The 18,516-nt window shown below is 53.5% G+C and carries 18 protein-coding genes; 9 read left to right on the top strand and 9 right to left on the bottom strand.

From position 1 onward, the window contains the following. Positions 1–394 precede the first annotated feature (394 nt). Positions 395–1,261, bottom strand: a complete 867-nt coding sequence (locus tag ACJJI6_RS00350) for an SDR family oxidoreductase (protein WP_475712153.1) — start codon at positions 1,259–1,261, stop codon at positions 395–397. Between the two features lie 19 nt (positions 1,262–1,280). Next, entirely contained in the window at positions 1,281–2,012 is a 732-nt protein-coding gene (locus ACJJI6_RS00355) for a cupin domain-containing protein (protein ID WP_475712154.1), read from the bottom strand. 157 nt (positions 2,013–2,169) lie between these two features. On the opposite strand from ACJJI6_RS00355, the gene ACJJI6_RS00360 reads away from it, so the two are divergent. Further along, positions 2,170–2,313, top strand: coding sequence for a hypothetical protein (locus ACJJI6_RS00360; RefSeq protein WP_475712155.1), 144 nt, complete (start codon positions 2,170–2,172; stop codon positions 2,311–2,313). 71 nt (positions 2,314–2,384) lie between these two features. Here ACJJI6_RS00360 and dapE read toward each other — a convergent pair whose 3' ends face one another. The 7 genes from dapE to map form a co-directional block, all read right to left on the bottom strand. Further along, complete coding sequence (dapE, locus tag ACJJI6_RS00365; RefSeq protein WP_475712156.1) at positions 2,385–3,518, bottom strand: succinyl-diaminopimelate desuccinylase; 1,134 nt, start codon at positions 3,516–3,518, stop codon at positions 2,385–2,387. A 94-nt stretch (positions 3,519–3,612) separates the two neighbouring features. Next, on the bottom strand, positions 3,613–4,644 hold the full coding sequence (gene dapD, locus ACJJI6_RS00370) for a 2,3,4,5-tetrahydropyridine-2,6-dicarboxylate N-succinyltransferase (RefSeq protein WP_475712157.1): 1,032 nt from the start codon (positions 4,642–4,644) through the stop codon (positions 3,613–3,615). Positions 4,645–4,665: 21 nt separating this feature from the next. Next, entirely contained in the window at positions 4,666–5,010 is a 345-nt protein-coding gene (locus ACJJI6_RS00375) for an ArsC family reductase (protein WP_444917820.1), read from the bottom strand. A 2-nt stretch (positions 5,011–5,012) separates the two neighbouring features. Further along, positions 5,013–5,681, bottom strand: a complete 669-nt coding sequence (gene nth, locus ACJJI6_RS00380) for an endonuclease III (RefSeq protein WP_475712158.1) — start codon at positions 5,679–5,681, stop codon at positions 5,013–5,015. Positions 5,682–5,755: 74 nt separating this feature from the next. Continuing rightward, positions 5,756–6,928: a succinyldiaminopimelate transaminase gene (dapC, locus tag ACJJI6_RS00385; protein WP_475712159.1), complete on the bottom strand. Its 1,173-nt coding sequence runs from the start codon at positions 6,926–6,928 to the stop codon at positions 5,756–5,758. 31 nt (positions 6,929–6,959) lie between these two features. Then, on the bottom strand, positions 6,960–9,665 hold the full coding sequence (locus ACJJI6_RS00390) for a [protein-PII] uridylyltransferase (protein WP_475712160.1): 2,706 nt from the start codon (positions 9,663–9,665) through the stop codon (positions 6,960–6,962). Between the two features lie 122 nt (positions 9,666–9,787). After that, positions 9,788–10,558, bottom strand: a complete 771-nt coding sequence (gene map, locus ACJJI6_RS00395) for a type I methionyl aminopeptidase (protein ID WP_444917816.1) — start codon at positions 10,556–10,558, stop codon at positions 9,788–9,790. 325 nt (positions 10,559–10,883) lie between these two features. Between map and rpsB the strand changes: the two genes are divergently transcribed. The 8 genes from rpsB (at position 10,884) to rseP (ending at position 18,495) form a co-directional block, all read left to right on the top strand. Beyond that, complete coding sequence (rpsB, locus tag ACJJI6_RS00400) at positions 10,884–11,630, top strand: 30S ribosomal protein S2 (RefSeq protein WP_282933677.1); 747 nt, start codon at positions 10,884–10,886, stop codon at positions 11,628–11,630. Positions 11,631–11,743: 113 nt separating this feature from the next. After that, positions 11,744–12,607 carry a translation elongation factor Ts gene (gene tsf, locus ACJJI6_RS00405; RefSeq protein WP_108734016.1) on the top strand — a complete coding sequence of 288 codons (864 nt, stop codon included), beginning with the start codon at positions 11,744–11,746 and terminating at the stop codon, positions 12,605–12,607. A 162-nt stretch (positions 12,608–12,769) separates the two neighbouring features. Beyond that, positions 12,770–13,507: a UMP kinase gene (gene pyrH / locus ACJJI6_RS00410; protein ID WP_282933675.1), complete on the top strand. Its 738-nt coding sequence runs from the start codon at positions 12,770–12,772 to the stop codon at positions 13,505–13,507. Next, entirely contained in the window at positions 13,504–14,061 is a 558-nt protein-coding gene (frr, locus tag ACJJI6_RS00415) for a ribosome recycling factor (RefSeq protein ID WP_282933674.1), read from the top strand. The genes pyrH and frr overlap by 4 nt, the downstream gene beginning before the upstream one ends. Continuing rightward, the gene (gene uppS, locus ACJJI6_RS00420; protein WP_475712161.1) at positions 14,061–14,816 is read left to right on the top strand and encodes a polyprenyl diphosphate synthase; all 756 of its coding nucleotides are present in this window, start codon (positions 14,061–14,063) and stop codon (positions 14,814–14,816) included. Before frr ends, uppS begins: the two co-directional genes overlap by 1 nt. A 122-nt stretch (positions 14,817–14,938) precedes the next feature. After that, the gene (locus tag ACJJI6_RS00425; RefSeq protein ID WP_475712162.1) at positions 14,939–15,784 is read left to right on the top strand and encodes a phosphatidate cytidylyltransferase; all 846 of its coding nucleotides are present in this window, start codon (positions 14,939–14,941) and stop codon (positions 15,782–15,784) included. 110 nt (positions 15,785–15,894) lie between these two features. Beyond that, positions 15,895–17,079: a 1-deoxy-D-xylulose-5-phosphate reductoisomerase gene (ispC, locus tag ACJJI6_RS00430; protein ID WP_475712163.1), complete on the top strand. Its 1,185-nt coding sequence runs from the start codon at positions 15,895–15,897 to the stop codon at positions 17,077–17,079. Between the two features lie 60 nt (positions 17,080–17,139). Then, positions 17,140–18,495, top strand: a complete 1,356-nt coding sequence (gene rseP / locus ACJJI6_RS00435) for an RIP metalloprotease RseP (RefSeq protein ID WP_475712164.1) — start codon at positions 17,140–17,142, stop codon at positions 18,493–18,495. Positions 18,496–18,516: the final 21 nt, after the last annotated feature.

Here is an 18,516-nt window from a genome sequence, read left to right on the forward strand (position 1 = left end):
CTGAAGTGTAGTATTGAAGGGATAGTCAGTTTATTTGGCGGATAAACCTTTTGGAGTTTTACTTTCTCAAAAAGGAAAGCCGGGGCAGATCAAAATTAAACTTGGTGCTTTCGTCTTTTTTGAGCCTGTAAAATAAGCCAGAATAATCGAAATGGTAGCTATGTTAATACTTTCCGATAAATATCTTTGAGAGTATCAAACTGGTCGATCCCAACCATTTCGTCACACTGTGTGAATAGTAGTTTTTCGGGTTCTAATTCGGTAACCACAATTCTGGTGGGCACGGTACTAATGGGACCTGGGTGTGTATTGGGCTAACGGCACAAAGGGTGACCTACCACTACGATAATAGCGGCTGTATTGAAAAGGAGGTGAGCTACGGTACTTGGTGGCTTTAGGTTTCACTCTGCCATGTGTTGGCCGTTTCCTCTACGAAACTTCGATAGCTTCGCGGGCCCTGCGGCAAAAGTGCGGCCTGAGCCTCGAGATCTTCCTGATGGATTGGATGGCCGTTTGTTTTGAACCAGCGATGCATGACCAGAAGATCGAAATTCAGCCACGGAGGCACCATGGTTTCGATGCTGTTGGCAAATTCTTCCGGCGTTAGGTCGGGGTAGATGACGGCGTGACCAAGTGCTATAGACCAGAGTGCGGCGGTTTCATTGCCGTTAGGGGCATCCAAACTCGACAAAAGAAATACTTCGTTCTTAGCCCTTATGTCTAAGAGTGCTGACGCTGCTGCGAGCGCAACATCACGGATATCAATGCGTGCAACCGGGTGGGGCCCCAACGGCGTTGCATAAGCACCTGCAGTGATCACATCCTTCTGAACAAGATCATTCTGAGCGAAGTAGGTGGGCCGTAGTATCGTGTGCGCGATCCCACTTGCTCGCAGCGCTGTTTCAATGGCGAATTTTCCACCCGCATGGGGAATCATCGGTGCGCGAACTGCAAGATCGCTCGATAGATAAACGATGTGTCTGGGGGGTGATTCAGCGGCTATCGCCAGTGTGGAGAGGCCTTGATGAGTCTCCTTGGGACTATTTGCGATGAGAAGAAAGACACTCTCAACCCCCTTAAATGCGGACCTCAGGGTGGCAGGGTCGTCCATATCGGCAATGACTGTATCAATATCATCGGGGAGACTTGCGGCATAGGCAGTCGATCGTGTGGCGACCCGGATCTTTGCTCCACTCGCATACAAGATCGGAATGAGGGCCCGGCCGACGTTTCCTGAGCCGCCAAAGATGAGGACAGTCATCGATGTGATCCATTGATACTCAGGGCCAGACTGCGCAAAAGAATGCGCGAAAAGGTTTGTCGGCGTGCCACCCTACCGGGGCATTCAATGGTATGAAGAAGCTATCACCGGCGTGGAAGGTCTCCTCGCCGTTTGATGTTGTGACCCGTACCGACCCCTCCAGCATACATATCAGCTCGCTCCGACTGAAATCTGTGATATCGCAATGACAAGGGCCGGATATTAATGTGCCGACCTGGATCCTGCCATCACCAGACTCGTATGCCAGATGTCGGGCCTGGTGTGGCTCTAGAGCGCTGAGACTGGTCTCTCTGCAGTCGTCTTCTGAAATATTTGGAAGCGGGCGCACGACTCTCAGCTTAGACGGATCAGTCTCTGCAGGATACTCATCATTGAATAAATTGATAAAGTACTTGCGGTAGTATACCGGCATGTCCCATGCGCAATTAAGGCCTTGCGGGAGGAAAAATGGCTCTCCAGCAGAGATAACTTCTTTGTGTCCTGTTTCGTCGATAATGCCGACGTGGCCCTCGATCAGAAGCATGAACTCAAAGAGTGGATAGGGATTGAGCCCTGTGCTGCTTCCGCCAGAGCAATCCCAGGTCCCAGTGCAGAGGCCGTTGCGCTCAAAGGCTTTATACCCTCGCTGGATAGGTGTCGGGCCGGTAAGAAAAGAGGGAGGGATGACAGCCCAGGACTCAAGGCCTTCGCCACTTGGGTTGTGCGGGTCCAACTTGATTACGCTTTTCATGGCGTCTTTCTCGAGGGCTCGAGTTGGTGGCAGGAGCCGCGCGACTCGAGAGTCAGTGAGCGGTTGGTGGTCGTCGGCGCGATTCACTAAGTATTTCTGCCGCAACTCATTTAGTAGTTTAATCCAACTTGGCGATAGATGTTGCTCTCGATAAATTGTGTCGGCCCGAGACACCCTGCACGGTCTGGAGCAATGGGATGTTGTATTGGCAGAGTTGGCAAATACGCTGAATAGTAATATTCAAGAGGTAGCCAATTGTTGGCAAGATAAACCTACTGGAGTTTTACTGCCCCAGCCATGAAAACTGGGGCCTCTCAAAAGAATATTTTGATTTTTCGCCCTTTTCGAGCCTCTAGGTTGAGTCGGATTAATTTAAGTGAGTAGCTCTTTTAAGACTTCCCGATAAATATCTTTGAGGATATTCAGGTGGTCGGCCTCAACCCTTTCGTCCACTTTATGAATAGTGGCATTTACCGGTCCCAGTTCTACGACCTGGGCTCCGGTAGGGGCAATAAAGCGGCCATCGGAAGTGCCGCCGGCGGTCGATAGCTCCGTTTTTTCCCCGGTGATGGTGAGAATTGCCTGCTGAGTTGCCTGAACCAGTGGGCCTGCGGCAGTGAGAAAAGGCAATCCGGATAATTTAAAATTCGCCTCGTACTTGAGGTTATGCTTATCCAGGATTGCGCGGGCCCGAGTCTCAAGGTCTTCGGCGGTTAATTCAGTGGAAAAACGCCAGTTGCAGAGTAAATCCACTTCGCCGGGAATAACATTGGTTGCGCCGGTGCCGCCATTGATATTGGAAACCTGGAAGCTGGTTGCGGGGAAGAATTTGTTCCCCTGGTCCCACTCTTCGGCAGCGAGTTCAGCGAGAGCAGGGGCCAGGGTATGAATCGGATTCTCGGCCAAGTGAGGGTAGGCTACATGGCCTTGGGTGCCGAGAACTTTTAGTTCCAGGCCGAGTGAGCCCCTGCGCCCATTTTTGATGATATCGCCAACCCGTTCACTACTGGATGGCTCGCCGACGATACAGCAGTCAATCTTTTCTCCCTGTTCCTCGAGCCACTCGACAACCTTAACGGTGCCGTTTATTGCGGGGCCCTCCTCGTCGCTGGTGATCAGAAATGCTATGCGACCACTGTGGTCTGGGTGTGCCGCAACGAACTCCTCACAGGCAACCACCATGGCTGCCAGGGAACCCTTCATGTCCGCCGCACCGCGGCCATATAGAAAACCGTCACGAATTTCAGGCTCGAACGGGGGGGAGCTCCAGTTTTCTTCTGGGCCTGTGGGTACGACATCGGTGTGCCCGGCAAAGGCGAGTAGGGAGCCTTCACTAGAGCTATCGCGTACTGCCCAAAAATTATCGGTGTCACCTCTGCGCAATTTTGTTACCTGGAATCCTATTTTTTCCAGGCGCTGGATCATAAGGTCCATACACCCCGCATCTTCGGGGGTAACAGAGCGGCGGCGAATCAGGTCGAAAGCGAGTTGGAGGGTGGGAGTCACTTGGGCTTTCCTTGTATAGGGAGATGGGCCGCAAAGAAGCGGCTAGAGGGGTGGGGTGCATCGGTGCGGAACTGAAGTTCCGCACCGTGCAATTTTAATTGCTGTGTAGAGTTTCATTGAGCTCGATAGCACTCTTGTTGGTGAGGCATTCCACTGCACCATTAGTGGAGTTGCGGCGGAATAGTAAATCGGATTTTCCGGCCAGATCTCTGGCCTTGATGTGCTCTACCAGCTTGCCGCTGTCATCGAGCAGGGCGATTTTGGTTCCAGCGGTAATGTAGAGCCCAGCTTCTACAGTGCAGCGGTCGCCTAGAGGAATGCCGATACCGGCATTAGCGCCGAGCAGGCAGTTATCGCCTACCGAGATAACGATATTTCCACCGCCGGAAAGCGTGCCCATGGTGGAACTGCTGCCACCGAGATCGGAACCGGCGCCGACAAATACCCCGGCGGAAATACGGCCTTCAATCATGCCGGGCCCTTCGGTGCCAGCATTAAAGTTAACAAAACCCTCGTGCATGATTGTGGTGCCTTCCCCAAGGTATGCGCCCAGGCGCACTCGAGCGGTGTGTGCGATACGAACCCCAGCCGGTACTACGTAGTTGGTCATTTTGGGGAATTTATCCACGCAGGAGACATCCAGGTACTCACCTTTGAGTCTTGCATCCAGTTGTCGCTGCGGTAATTCCTCGAGATCAATGGCTCCCTGGTTGGTCCAAGCGACATTAACCAGCTTGCCAAAAATACCGTCGAGTTTGATCTCGTGGGGTTTTACCAGGCGGTGGGAGAGAAGATGTAGCTTTAGGTAGGCCTCCGGCACGGACTGCGGGGCTTCGTCAGTAGCCAAAATAACTACTGCGAGTGGTCTTTGAGAATTGGCGAATTGCTGCAGGATTTCCGCCTGGTCAGCGGCGCCTGCACTGTGGAGAGCATCGGCTAATTTCTGTAGCTGGGTGGAGTCCAGAGGCAGGCTGTGATTTCCCTCTGCCACGCCCAGAGTTTCAGCAACTGCGTTAGCGATTTCTGCGCTGGGTTTAAACAGGGGTTTGGGGTAGTAAACTTCGAGCCAGTCGCCCTTGCTGTTACAAGTGCCGACACCAAAACCGATGCTGTAAATATTGCTCATGGTGGTTATCTCCTAATTCGACTAGCTTTGCAGTTGTTCGAAGGTCGCTTCTTTAAAACCGAAAAGGGTTTCCTTTGAGGTGGTGGTGACCGGGCGTTTGATTAAGGTAGGGGTCGCACTGGCCAGATCTAAGGCGAGTGCATTGTCCATTTCGTTTTTCTGTTCATCGCTCAGTTCACGCCAGCTCGTTGAGCGGCGATTTAGGACCTCTTGCCAGCCAAATTTATCCAGCCATCCTTGTAGGGGGACATCTTCCATGCCGTCTACGCGAAAATCGTGAAAGCGATAATCGACTCCATTTTTCTCCAGCCATTTGCGGGCTTTTTTTACGGTGTCACAGTTTTTAATGCCGTACAGAGTAATCACGGTTACGCCTTTTTGGTTTTCTTGGGGTTTTTACGGTTGGGGTAGCAGGTTGTGCAGATTTCACAGACGGTGCCGTCGCAGCCCCGCGCAGAGCAGAACTCGCGACCGTAGAAAATAATCTGCAGGTGCAATTTATTCCACTTGTCTCTTGGGAACAGCCGCTTCAGGTCTTTTTCCGTCTGGGTGACATTTTTGCCATTCGTCAGGCCCCAGCGCTGGGCCAATCTGTGAATGTGAGTATCGACGGGAAACGCCGGGTGCCCAAAAGCCTGTGACATAACCACGCTCGCCGTCTTGTGTCCGACCCCGGGCAGGGTCTCCAGTGCGGCCATATTCTCGGGCACTTCGCCATGGTATTCGTTGATCAGGATCTGCGAGAGCTTGCTGATGGCTTTGGATTTTTGCGGTGAGAGGCCACAGGGACGAATGACTTTTTGGATATCCTCTACTGGGACCTGCGCCATATCCCTGGGATTGTCTGCCAGCTGCCAGAGCGCAGGGGTTATCTGGTTGACCCGCTCATCGGTGCATTGAGCGGAAAGGAGTACCGCAACCAATAGGGTATAGGAGTCTTTGTGATCGAGAGGAACGGGAGTTTCCGGGTAGAGTTCCTCCAGGCGCTGCAAAATATAAGTGACGCGCTCTTGCTTGAGTAGATTTTTTACTGCCATTGTTAAGATATGCCTGGGCGTGGAGTTCCTGTATGTGCTCGAGTTGTCAGTTGTTCTTGAAAAGTGAATTGGCCTTACCTGCAAAATGCCTTTATGCGGTGCGCTGCGTCGATGCACTCTTGCAGTGTCGCTACCAGTGCCAGACGCACATACTCGCGACCGGGGTTCAAGCCGATGCTATCGCGGGCGAGAAATGCACCGGGAAGTACCGTGATATTTTGCGCCTCGTAGAGTTCCCTGGCAAAACGCTCACCATCCCCGACCTTGGGCCATAGGTAAAAGCTTGCCTGTGGCTGCTGTACCTCTAGGCAGCCGTCGAGAATTTCGAGAACTGAAGAAAACTTTTCACTGTAAAGCGCGCGATTCTGGCGGACGTGTTCCTCATCCTGCCAGGCTGCGATCGAAGCATATTGATTGGGCAGCGGCATGGCGCAGCCGTGATAAGTTCGATAGAGCAAAAACTTTTGCAGCAGATCGGCATCACCGGCGACGAAGCCCGAGCGAAGCCCGGGTAGGTTCGAGCGCTTTGATAGACTGTGGAATACTACACAGCGGCGAAAGTCTGTTCGCCCCATTTCCTCGCAGGCCTGTAATAGTCCTACCGGCGGTGATGACTCGTCAAAATACAGCTCCGAATAACATTCATCGGAGGCGATGGTGAAATCGTAGCGGTCTGCCTTCTCTATTAGCTGTTTGAAATCTTCAGCTTCGAGAAGAGCGCCGGTGGGGTTGCCGGGAGAGCAGAGGTAAAGCAATTCGCATTGCTGCCAAACCGATTCCGGCACCGAGGTGAAATCTGGTTTGAATTGGTTTTCTGCCGCACAGTTAATAAAGTGCGGCTGCGCCCCGGCGAGAAGGGCCGCGCCCTCATAGATCTGGTAGAAGGGATTGGGCATCAGGACTTTGCTGCCTGCGGAAACGGTCGCCTGGGCGAATGCAAAAAGTGCTTCCCGGGTCCCGTTCACCGGCAGCACCTGGCTATCTGCGCTCACACTGGCGAGCTGAAAGCGCTGGCTCAGCCAATCGGCGATCGCCTGCCGCAGGGGCTCTATTCCCTTGGTCAGTGGGTAGGCGGCAAGCTTGTCCAGGTGCCGAACAAGCTCTGCACTGACAAACTCTGGTGGGGCATGCTTGGGCTCACCGATGGACAGTGCAATATGCGGTTTGTCCGCCGCTTGGAGGCCCTCTTTCAGGGCTTGCAGCTTGGTGAATGGGTAGGGCTGCAGCTGTTCCAGATTTGGGTTCATGGTCGTGAGCGGGCCTCGGGCGTTTTTTCGGTTAGGCGTCTTGGTTGTTCAGTTCCAGGCAAATGGCTTTTTCCAGTGCGCCGTTGGCCTCGATGTCGGTAAGTGGTGATCCCTCGGCGTCGGTAATATGAAAAATATCTTCGACTCGTTCACCGAGTGTCGAAATTTTTGCATTGTGCAGGCGCAGATCGTGGGAAATAAAAATTCGCGCGATGCGGGCCAGCAAGCCGGGTCTGTCGGCACTGGTAATTTCCAGGGTGCTGTAATGATCGCCGGGCTCAGTGGAAAGGTGAGCCTGGCTCTTCAATTCAAACATTTTAAGGCGGCGGGGCGTACGTCGCTGAATGATCTTTGAGTAGTCCTCAACCAGGGCTAATTCCTGCTGTAGTGTGTCGCGAATCTGCGCTAGGCGCTGGGGTTCGTCCAGTAGCGGTTGGCCCGCTTCATCCAGCACGTAAAAAGTATCCAGCGTATAACCGGAGGCAGAGTTGTACAGGCGCGCATCGTGGACGTTCAGGTTGAGCATATCCAGCCCGGTAACCGCTGCGGCAAATACGTTGGCTCTATCAGGTGTGTAGACAAAAACCTGGGTAGCGCCGTCGTGCTCGCCAGGCCCTGAGTTTCGCGTTAAAACCAGAGTGTCTTTTTGGCTGGTGTCCGGGCTGCTGTGCAGTTCGTGGATGGCTGAAGTGTGCCAGGTGATATTGTCAGCGGTTTCGCGAACAAAATAGTCATCCCCCATTTGTGCCCAGATATTTTCCACAGAGGCTTGCGGAAGTCCCATAGCGTCCAGTTTTTCCATTGCCTGGCAGCGGGTTTCCTCGATGATTTCTTCCCGGTCGATGGGGTTTTCCAGGCCTCGGCGCAGGGCGTGCCGGGTGGCCTGGTAGAGCTGGCGCATCAAACTGGCCCGCCAGCTGTTCCAGAGTTCCGGGTTGGTGGCATTGATATCTGCGACTGTGAGGGCGTACAGGTAGTCCAGATGTTCGCGGTCACCCATTTCACGGGCGAAAGCGTGCACGACTTCGGGATCACTGATGTCCTGCTTCTGTGAAACCTGGCTCATCAATAGATGCTTTTCTACAAGCCAGCAAACCAGACGCCGGTCGCGGGCGGGCAGGTGGTGGCGCTGGCAGAATTCCGCTGCATCCACAACGCCCAGTTTGGAGTGGTCGCCACCGCGTCCTTTGGCGATATCGTGGTAGAGACCGGCAATATACAGCAGTTCCGGTTGGCGCATGCGCTCGAGAATTTCCGCTGCAATCGGGAATTTTTCCCGCGCCTCGGGGCTCCGGAAGCTGCGCATATTGCGCACAACTTGCAAGGTGTGCGCATCCACGGTGTAGATATGGAATAAGTCGTGCTGCATTTGCCCGGTTACCTGCCCAAATTCTGGTAGGTATCGCCCGAGAATGCGGTAGCGGGTCATTCGGGATAGCTGGGTTGACAAGCCCCGGGGTGAGCGAAGCAGCTGCATAAACAACTGGGTATTTTTCGGGTCTGCGCGGAACTGGTCGTCGATCAGGTGTCGGTGTTCGCGAATCAGGCGGATGGTGGAGGCCCGTACTCCGCTAATATCCGGGTTGTTGGCCATCAGCACGAAGATCTCGAGCAGGGCCGAGGGCTCCTGGTTAAATACCTGGGGGTGGGTAACCTCAATATTGCCGTCGCGCAGTTGGAATCGCTCATTTAGCGGAATGACCAGCTGGCTGCCTTTGCGCTGAAGGATGGCTTCGCCGAGATATTGGAGAAGTACATCGTTCAATTCCTGCAGTGCCATCACGATGCGGTAGTAGTTGTGCATAAACTGCTCAACGGCGAGCTGGGTGTCGCTATCCACATAACCGAATTGCTTCGCCAGTTCTCTTTGGTAGTCAAACAGCAGTCGCTCTTCCGCGCGGCCGGCGAGCAGGTGCAAGCCGTAGCGCACACGCCAGAGGAAGGTTTCCCCGGACTGTAATATGGCGAACTCCTCCTCGGTAAAAAATGCCTTGCCCTGCAGTTGCTTCAGGGTGCGCACTTGGAAAAAATACTTGGCAACCCAGGCAATTGTCTGGATATCCCGCAGGCCCCCGGGAGAGTTCTTAATATTGGGCTCAAGAATATATTCAGCAGCCTGCTGATTGCTGTGCCGCTTCTTCTGTTCGGCGAGCTTGGCTTTGAAGAATTCTTCGGTGGGCCATAGCCTTTTGTGTTCCATTTGTGCAGTTAGTTGCTCGCCAACAGTGCTGTCGCCGACAACTGTGCGGGATTCGGTGAGGTTGGTGGCCACGGTGATGTCCTTCGCGGCCAACTCCAGGCACTCCTCGATATTTCGTACAGAGTGGCCGATATCCAAGCCCAGGTCCCATAAAAAGGCTACCAGGCGCTCTATGTTGTCGATGGTATCTGGGTTTGGGTGATCGCTGGAGAGGATGAGTAAATCGATATCGGAGTGGGGGTGCAGCTCTCCGCGCCCGTATCCGCCCACAGCGAGAAGCCCGATACCGTCTCTCCACTCGAACTGGTGCCAGGCGTAATGCAGAAGGCAGTCCACAAACAGGGCGCGCTCGTGTACCAGTGTGACAACGTCCTCTCCTTCGCGAAAGCGCTCTGCCATTTGCCGTTCGGCTGCGCCGACAGCATCTTTGAATATCTCCAGAGTGGGTTTGTCGCCGGAGCTTAAATCCCTGCGAAAACGAGACTGATCAAAGAAAAACAGGGGGCGTTCAAAGTAGGGAGGGCTGACCGGCTGCATGGGAAGTCCGTTTTGCTCTTGGGCTGCCGCAGGTGGGGGCGGCTTGGGTTTGGTTTGCGGAGATTCGCTACTGTGGTGCCGCGAGTAACGTACTTATTTCTCGCGGCACTGTCAGTACGGCTTTAGAAGTTCTCCTCGCTGCGCGCTGTGAGCACTTCTACACCGTCGCTAGTCACTGCCATGGTGTGTTCCCATTGAGCGGAGAGACGGCGGTCCTTGGTTACCGCAGTCCAGCCATCTCCCAACACTCGCGTGGCCGCTTTGCCTGCGTTAATCATGGGTTCAATGGTGAAGGTCATGCCCTCTTTAAGCTCTTCTCCAGTTCCCGGCTGACCGTAGTGAAGAATTTGTGGGTCTTCATGGAAGACGTCGCCGATGCCGTGTCCGCAGAAGTCGCGTACCACTGAGTAATAGTTTTTCTCAGCGTGCTGCTGGATGACGTGGCCAATATCGCCGAGGGTAGTGCCGGGGCGGACAATTTCGATGGCTTTGTACATGCACTCCTGGGTGATTTGTACCAGGCGTTCAGCGTGGGCGGCGGGCTTGCCGGCAAAGAACATCTTGCTGGTGTCACCGTACCAGCCATCTTTGATAACGGTCACATCGATATTAATGATGTCGCCCTTCTTGAGAATTTTGCTCTCGGAGGGGATACCGTGACAGACCACTTCGTTGACGGAAGTGCAGATAGATTTTGGGAAGCCGCGATAACCGAGGCAGGCCGGGATCGCTTTCTGTACCTTCACGATGTGTTCGTGGCAGCGTCGATCCAGTTCTTCGGTAGTGACTCCTGGAACGACATACTCGCCAATCATTTCCAGCACCTCTGCGGCGAGGCGGCCTGCGGTGCGCATCTTGGCGATTTGTTCTGGGGTCTTAATGGCTGAGGTCATGCGTATCCTTTGTTTCTGGGTTGGGGCGGGTAGCGCCCAAGAGGCGGGCTATTGTAGCGGATTGCTGGCTGTAGGACACATTTTGCCGCTATTGGCGCAAGCGTGGCCCAGGCGTCCCGCCAATAGTATTGAGGCGTGATCATTTGCGCGAAATCGGTGCCAATTCTTCACTATGGGGTGCACTTGTGGTATAAAGCGCGCCGCCTGGGGATACTCCCTGGGTGAGTAAAAGCCGCACACGCATCGACACATGTGTCTGGGTGCCCTGCGAAGGGTTGACGCATGGGATACGTGGAGGACTAACCCGTATATATAGAGGTTTATTATGCCGCAAGTAAGTATGCGCGATATGCTGCAGGCTGGTGTTCACTTTGGTCACCAGACCCGCTACTGGAACCCGAAGATGGGTCAATTCATCTTTGGTGCCCGCAACAAGATTCACATCATCAACCTTGAGCACACTGTACCGGCTTTCAACGAAGCCCTGCAGATCATCAAGGGCATGACTGCTCAAAAGAAAAAGATTATGTTCGTTGGCACCAAGCGTGCTGCACAGAAGTCTATCAAAGAGCAGGCAGAGCGTTGTGGCCAGCCTTACGTCAGCAACCGCTGGCTGGGTGGTATGCTCACCAACTACAAAACCATCCGCGCTTCCATTAAGCGTTTCCGTGAGCTGGAAGCCCAGTCTCAGGACGGTACTTTCGAGAAGCTGACCAAGAAAGAAGCTTTGATGCGTACCCGCGCCATGGATAAGCTTGAGCGCTCCATCGGTGGTATCAAGGATATGGGTGGCCTGCCTGACGCGATCTTCGTAATCGACGTTGAGCACGAGCGCATCGCTATCCAGGAAGCTAACAAGCTGGGTATCCCCGTAATCGGTGTTGTCGACACCAACAGCGATCCCGCTGGTGTTGATTACGTGATCCCCGGTAACGACGACGCTATCCGCGCAATCAAGCTGTACACCACAGCTGTAGCCGACGCAGTACTTGCTGGCGCTGCAGAAGCTGGTAACACCGTTGCGAAGGACGAGTACGTCGAAGCTAACGATGACGAAGCCGCTGCAGAGTAATTTGCAGGGCTAAGTGGTGTAACACAGTCGTTTTACACTGCGAACTCAAAAAGGGGCCCGAATTACGGCCCCTTTTTTCTAATTTTTAGTGACAGAACCCCGAGGATTGAATCATGGCGATTACCGCGTCTATGGTAAAAGAACTGCGCGAGCGTACCGGCCTGCCGATGATGGAGTGTAAGAAAGCTCTGACGGCTGCTGATGGCGACATCGAAAAGGCGATTGAAGACCTGCGCAAAGCCTCCGGCCTGAAGGCCGCTAAGAAAGCTGGCCGCACCGCTGCTGACGGCGTTGTTGCCGCTAAAGTTGCAGAAGATGGCAGCTACGGCGTACTGGTTGAAGTGAACTCCGAGACTGACTTCGTTGCTCGCGATGAAAACTTCCAGGCGTTTGTTGCCAAGGTTGTGGAGAAGGCATTTGCCGATCGCCAGCAAGACGTAGCTGCCCTGATGGAAGGCGAGCTGGAAACTGCTCGTGAAGCTCTGGTTCAGAAAATCGGTGAGAACATCGGCGTGCGTCGTATCGAGCTGGTTGAAGCTCCAGTTGTAGGTGCTTATGTTCACTCCAACAACCGCATCGCTGCCCTGGTAGCTCTGAGCGGTGGAGAGGTCGAGCTGGCCAAAGATGTTGCCATGCACGTGACTGCGGTTAATCCGCAGGTGAACAAGCCGGAAGATATGCCTGCTGACGTCCTGGAAAAAGAAAAGGACATCATCAAGGCTCAGCCGGATATGGAAGGCAAGCCGGCTGAAATCGTAGAGAAAATGATGGGTGGTCGAATCAAGAAGTTCCTGAAAGAGAACAGCTTGGTAGAGCAGCCTTTCGTTAAGAACCCGGACGTAAGCATTGGCAAACTGGTTAAAGATGCCGGTGCCGATGTGGTTTCCTTTGTTCGCTACGAAGTGGGTGAAGGTATCGAGAAGGAAGAGGTGGATTTCGCAGCGGAAGTTGCGGCCCAGGTTAAGTCCTCTTCTTAATCGCATATTATTGGGTGCCCTCGGGCACTCAATCGCAGTGGGGTGCTTCCGCTGGGGTTTCTTACCTGCAGTGGAGCACCCCTCTGTGTAAATGACTGAAATTGTTGTAATGTTCAGCGGCAAGGCCTGGCCACTAACAGGTACATTGAAGGGGACTAACGAATGCCCGGTATTAAAGACCGCAAGTATAAGAGAATTTTGTTAAAGCTCAGCGGCGAAGAGCTGATGGGTGATCAGGGTTTCGGTATCAGTCCCAAGGTGCTGGACAAAATGGCCCTGGAGATTGGGCAGCTGGTCGGTATTGGGGTCCAGGTGGGTTTGGTTGTTGGCGGCGGCAACCTGTTCCGTGGGGCTGCTCTGAGCGCTGCAGGTCTCGACCGTGTGACCGGTGATCACATGGGAATGCTGGCCACGGTAATGAACGCCCTGGCACTGCGCGATGCCCTGGAAAGATCTGACATCTCCTCAAGAGTGATGTCCTCGATTCAAATGAGCGGTATTGTCGATCACTACGATCGCCGTGCGGCTATTCGCTATCTGGAGCGTGGCGAAGTTCTGATTTTTGCTGCCGGTACCGGCAACCCTTTCTTTACCACTGATTCTGCAGCTTGCCTGCGTGGTATCGAAATTGAGGCTGAGCTGGTTTTGAAGGCCACCAAGGTCGATGGTGTCTACTCTGCTGATCCCAAGCTCGACCCGACAGCAACTCGCTATGACCAGTTGACTTACGATGAGGTTCTCGACAAGAAGCTCGGCGTGATGGATTTGACCGCTATCTGCCTGTGTCGCGAGCACAATATGCCTGTACGTGTATTCCGCATGGATAAGAGCGGGGCGCTGTTGAATATTGTGGTTGGCGGCGTGGAAGGCACCTTAATTGAAGAGGAAGTGAAATCGTGATTGAAGATATAAAAACAGACGCGAAAGCTCGTATGGGTAAGGCACTTGATGCCCTGGCTGGAAATTTCAACAAGATTCGCACCGGCCGTGCACACCCGAGTATTCTCGATGGCATCCACGTCTCCTATTACGGTTCTGATACTCCGTTATCTCAGGTTGCCAATGTTACTGTTGAGGATGCGCGCACTCTCTCCGTAACTCCCTGGGAGAAAAACCTGGTCCCGGATATCGAAAAGGCCATTATGAAGTCCGATTTGGGCCTCAACCCCAGCACAGCTGGTGCGGTTATCCGTATTCCAATGCCTATGCTGACCGAAGAGACTCGCAAGAACTTCACTCGTCAGGCAAAAAGTGAGGCTGAGACCGCGCGGGTTTCCATTCGCAATATTCGTCGCGATGCGCTGGCGGACGTGAAATCACTGGTTAAGGATAAGGAAATTTCTGAGGACGATGAGCGTCGCGCAAGTGACGACATTCAGAAAATTACCGATCAGTTTGTCGCTGATGTGGATAAAGCATTGGCAGCGAAAGAAAAAGATCTGATGGAAATTTAATGAGCATCGGTGGTACCGAGCTACATGCTCCCGGCCCACGTCACATCGCCATTATTATGGATGGCAATGGGCGCTGGGCTGCCCGCAAGGGCCTTTCCCCTTCAGCCGGCCACAAGGCCGGTGTCGAGCGTATCCGCGACCTGCTTTCAGCTTGTAAAGCCCGCGGTGTTAAAGCGCTTACTCTGTTCGCCTTCTCCAGCGAGAATTGGCAGCGCCCCCCGAAGGAGGTCGAGCTGCTGATGAGCCTGTTTAACTCCTATTTGCGCAAAGAGGCCCGGCGGATGCGGGAGGAGGGGGTTCGCCTGAGAGTTATTGGTCGACGGGACCGATTTTCTCCTCGCTTGCAGCGCGCTATAGCCGAAGCGGAAGATATCACCCGCGAAGGGACTGAGGGCGACCTGATAATTGCGGCTGATTACGGCGGGCGCTGGGATATTGCCCAGGCGGCCCGCAGATTGGCTCAAGAGGTTGCCGATGGCACGCGCTCCCCAGAGTCGATTACTGAGGATGGACTTGGCGAATACGTACAACTTCAAGATCTGCCGCCGGTAGACCTTTTGATCCGCTCCAGCGGTGAGCAGCGTATTAGCAACTTTATCCTCTGGCAGGCCGCTTACAGTGAATTCTATTTTACTGATACGCTTTGGCCCGACTTTGACGAAGCCGAACTGGATAAGGCTATCGCAGAATATGAGTTACGTGATCGCCGCTTCGGCGGTCGCTCGGAGGGGGATGACGCGATCGCTCAGGCGTGATCCGGGCAAGTCTGCGGCGCCAGGCTTGCTATACAAGTTGGTTGGAAATCTTTGCCGACACGCTCTTGATCTGTACAGAGTATCCAGACAGAGTGGTCAAGTTACTAACAAAGGGGTTTGCGGTGCTAAAACAAAGAATAATTACTGCTTTGGTGCTATTGGCACTGTTTATGGGGGTATTGTTTTTACTTCCAATGCAGTGGTTTTCACTGATATTTGTGGCGGTTATCTTGCTGGCGGGCTGGGAGTGGGCCAACCTCTCGAATTTGAATCGAGCCTTGCGCTTCGTTTTTTTGGCCGCATTGGGGTTAACCCTAATGGTCACGGCTCAATACGTCTTTTCAATGAATTTTGATGATCCGGATATCGATCGCGGTCGCCAGATTCTGGCCGTGGCCTGTGGTTGGTGGGCGCTCGCTTTCTTGTGGGTGCAGAGCTACCCGTCCAGTGCTGCTCTGTGGGGCAACCGGTGGGTACGCGGCCTGATAGGTCTTGTTGTGTTAGTTCCAACTTGGTTGTCACTGGTAGTTTTACGAGGCTTGGATCACGGCGCCTGGCTGGTTCTTTATGTGGTAGCGATCGTTGCAGCGGCGGATGTCGGTGCTTATTTTGTCGGTCGTAAATTTGGTAAGCACAAGTTGGCTCGAGAGGTTAGCCCTGGTAAGTCGTGGGAGGGCTTTTTCGGTGGCTTGGGTGCTTGCTTGATTTTGGCCCTCGTAACTTCCTACCTATTTGAGCTTCCAGTGAAAAATACTGTTCTATTTACTTTTGGTGTTCTTGTTACTGCGTTGGCCTCGGTTATTGGTGACCTAGTGGAAAGCATGTTCAAGAGGCATCGGGGGATCAAGGACAGTAGCCATATGTTGCCTGGTCATGGCGGTATTCTTGACAGGGTAGATAGCCTTTCCGCTGCTCTGCCGGTGTTCGCAATGGCTGCACTGGCCAGCGAATTACCGAAATACCTATAAAGGCTTTTCCACTCCAGCTTCTGTATTTAATTCGATAGCGCCCAGTTTAATGCTGGGCGTGCAATTGTTTGGTGGCAGCAATATTGCTATCAGAGGTACGAAAAGGGCCTATGCAAGTAATTCCCCCGCAACAAATTACCGTTCTCGGCTCCACTGGCTCTATCGGCGTGAGCACCCTCGATGTGTTGGCGCGACACCCGGAAAAATATTCTGTTTTTGCTCTTACCGCCCGTGAAAGGGTTGCCGACCTTGCTCAGCAGTGTCGGCGGTTTAAGCCTCAATATGCTGTTGTTATTGATGAGGCACGAGCTGACGAGTTGCGAGTATTGCTTGGCGGTGAAGTCGATACGGAAGTCCTAAGTGGGGTGGAGGGCTTGTGTCGTGTTGCCTCCGATACTCAGGTCGATACAGTCATGGCGGCGATCGTAGGAGCTGCGGGACTGCGCCCAACCTTGGCGGCAGTAGACGCGGGCAAGAAAGTGCTACTGGCGAACAAGGAAGCGCTTGTTATGGCGGGCCCAATATTTCAGAGGGCCTTGAATAAGAGTAGTGCGCAACTGTTGCCGATTGACAGTGAGCACAATGCAATCTTTCAATGTTTGCCATTCCCCTGTGAGAGTCTCGAAGCTGCGGGCGTGGAAAAAATACTGCTTACGGGTTCGGGCGGGCCATTTCGCACACGGGCTGCAAATGAGTTGGGGGCGGTGACGCCGGATGAAGCTTGTGCACACCCCAATTGGTCGATGGGCCGGAAGATCTCTGTTGATTCCGCCACAATGATGAATAAAGGGCTCGAATTTATAGAAGCGTGCTATTTGTTTAATGCGCGCCCTGAGCAGATTGAGATAGTCGTGCACCCCCAGAGTATTATTCACTCGATGGTTCAGTACCGGGATGGCTCTTTACTGGCACAGATGGGTAATCCGGATATGCGCACGCCTATCGCCCATGCCCTGGCTTTTCCCCAGCGCATTGATGCAGGGGTGCCAGCTTTGGATCTGATTGCGCAAGGCAGGCTGGATTTTGAGGCCCCGGATTTTAATCGTTTTCCTTGTCTGCGTTTGGCGCGAGAGGCTGTTAATGAGGGAAAAAGTGCTCCAACAGTCTTAAATGCAGCGAATGAAATTGCAGTAGAAGCCTTCCTGGAGGGGCGTCTAGCATTTACTGATATTGCATTGGTGATAGAAAAAGTGATGAATAGGGCTCCCGTTGTTGAACTGTCGGGGCTCGAGGCAGTCGAAGCCATTGATTTCAATGCGCGAGAACTGGCCAAGCAGGCGCTTGCCGCCCTATAAACACATTGCCCGGCGTATAATGGCCGCTAAATTGCGTATGACAAGAAGTTGTAGCTGAGTATGGATCTAATTCAGACGGTAATCTGGGCCTTGGTGGCTCTCGGTGTACTGGTATCTTTCCACGAGTTTGGGCACTTTCTTGTAGCACGTCTGTGTGGTGTTAAGGTGCTGCGCTTTTCTGTGGGGTTCGGCCGCCGGTTGATCTCCCGCTATGATCGCCACGGTACCGAATTCACTATTTCCGCTATCCCCCTCGGTGGTTACGTAAAAATGCTCGATGAGCGCGAGGGGCCTGTAGCGGCTGAAGAGCTGGATCAGGCGTTTAACCGCAAGAGCGTATGGGCGAGGATGGCGATTGCCGCTGCCGGCCCTGCCGCTAACTTTCTTTTGGCGGTAGTCTTTTTCTGGGCTGTGTTCCTCGGTGGAACAGCGGGCCCGGTTCCTATTGTGAAATCCGTTGAGCCCGGGAGTATTGCTGCGTCGGCAGGCCTTGAGTCCGGGCAGGAAATTGTTGCTGTTGATGGTGAGGCTACCCCCACTTGGCAGGCCCTCAATTGGCGCCTGGCAAACCGCCTGGGTGATAGTGGCACCATAGAATTCTCTGTGCGCTATCCGGATTCCAACCTCGAATACCATATGGTGGCGGATATCAATCGCTGGCTTGCCGGCCGTGAAGTTCCCGATCCGCTCGGGGAGATTGGACTGCAGCTGTGGACTCCACCGGTGAGTATGACTCTTCATAATGTGGTGGAGGGAAGCCCGGCAGCCTCAGCTGGGCTAAAGGCTGGAGACAAGATTGTCTCGACCGATGGCCGTGACTTCTCATCTTTTCAAAGCTGGACCGATTATGTGAGAGCCCGCGCTGGTGTTCCAATGGATATCACTGTTGAGCGTGGAGGTGAACCGCTGACGGTGTCCGTAACACCGGCGGAGGTCAAGCTGGACAGCGGTGAAACCATAGGGCAGGTCGGAGTGCAGCCGGTATCAGAGACTTGGCCGGATGATCGAGTACGGATTTACCACTATGGGGTGGGCGGTGCTTTAGTAAAGGGCTTGCAGGAGACCTGGGATAAAACAGTCTTTACCCTGAATAGCTTGAAGAAACTATTATTTGGTCAACTTTCGACCAAAAACTTGAGTGGCCCCATTACCATTGCTAAAGTGGCGGGTACTTCCGCGGAAGCGGGATGGCAGTCATTCCTGTCATTGCTGGCGTTGCTCAGTATTAGTCTTGGTGTACTCAATCTGTTGCCTATCCCGGTACTCGATGGTGGTCACCTCCTTTACTACGGTATTGAGGCGATCAAGGGGTCCCCTGTTTCAGAGAGGGTGCAGGTGATTGGTTTACAAGTGGGCATGGCCCTGGTGCTCTGCATTATGGGGCTGGCTCTGTACAACGATATTTTACGTTTGTAGTGCCCTGGATTAACTTTTTTC

It is taken from the genome of Microbulbifer maximicatervae (SeqCode), assembly GCF_056232625.1.

Bases quoted from the DNA above. Each gene is read 5' to 3' on its own strand.
- ispC (WP_475712163.1), top strand. From the start codon at position 15,895: ATGCAAGTAATTCCCCCGCAACAAATTACCGTTCTCGGCTCCACTGGC.
- rpsB (WP_282933677.1), top strand. From the start codon at position 10,884: ATGCCGCAAGTAAGTATGCGCGATATGCTGCAGGCTGGTGTTCACTTT.
- map (WP_444917816.1), bottom strand. From the start codon at position 10,558: ATGACCTCAGCCATTAAGACCCCAGAACAAATCGCCAAGATGCGCACC.
- dapC (WP_475712159.1), bottom strand. From the start codon at position 6,928: ATGAACCCAAATCTGGAACAGCTGCAGCCCTACCCATTCACCAAGCTG.
- dapD (WP_475712157.1), bottom strand. From the start codon at position 4,644: ATGAGCAATATTTACAGCATCGGTTTTGGTGTCGGCACTTGTAACAGC.
- pyrH (WP_282933675.1), top strand. From the start codon at position 12,770: ATGCCCGGTATTAAAGACCGCAAGTATAAGAGAATTTTGTTAAAGCTC.
- nth (WP_475712158.1), bottom strand. From the start codon at position 5,681: ATGGCAGTAAAAAATCTACTCAAGCAAGAGCGCGTCACTTATATTTTG.
- rseP (WP_475712164.1), top strand. From the start codon at position 17,140: ATGGATCTAATTCAGACGGTAATCTGGGCCTTGGTGGCTCTCGGTGTA.
- ACJJI6_RS00390 (WP_475712160.1), bottom strand. From the start codon at position 9,665: ATGCAGCCGGTCAGCCCTCCCTACTTTGAACGCCCCCTGTTTTTCTTT.
- uppS (WP_475712161.1), top strand. From the start codon at position 14,061: ATGAGCATCGGTGGTACCGAGCTACATGCTCCCGGCCCACGTCACATC.
- ACJJI6_RS00355 (WP_475712154.1), bottom strand. From the start codon at position 2,012: ATGAAAAGCGTAATCAAGTTGGACCCGCACAACCCAAGTGGCGAAGGC.
- ACJJI6_RS00350 (WP_475712153.1), bottom strand. From the start codon at position 1,261: ATGACTGTCCTCATCTTTGGCGGCTCAGGAAACGTCGGCCGGGCCCTC.
- tsf (WP_108734016.1), top strand. From the start codon at position 11,744: ATGGCGATTACCGCGTCTATGGTAAAAGAACTGCGCGAGCGTACCGGC.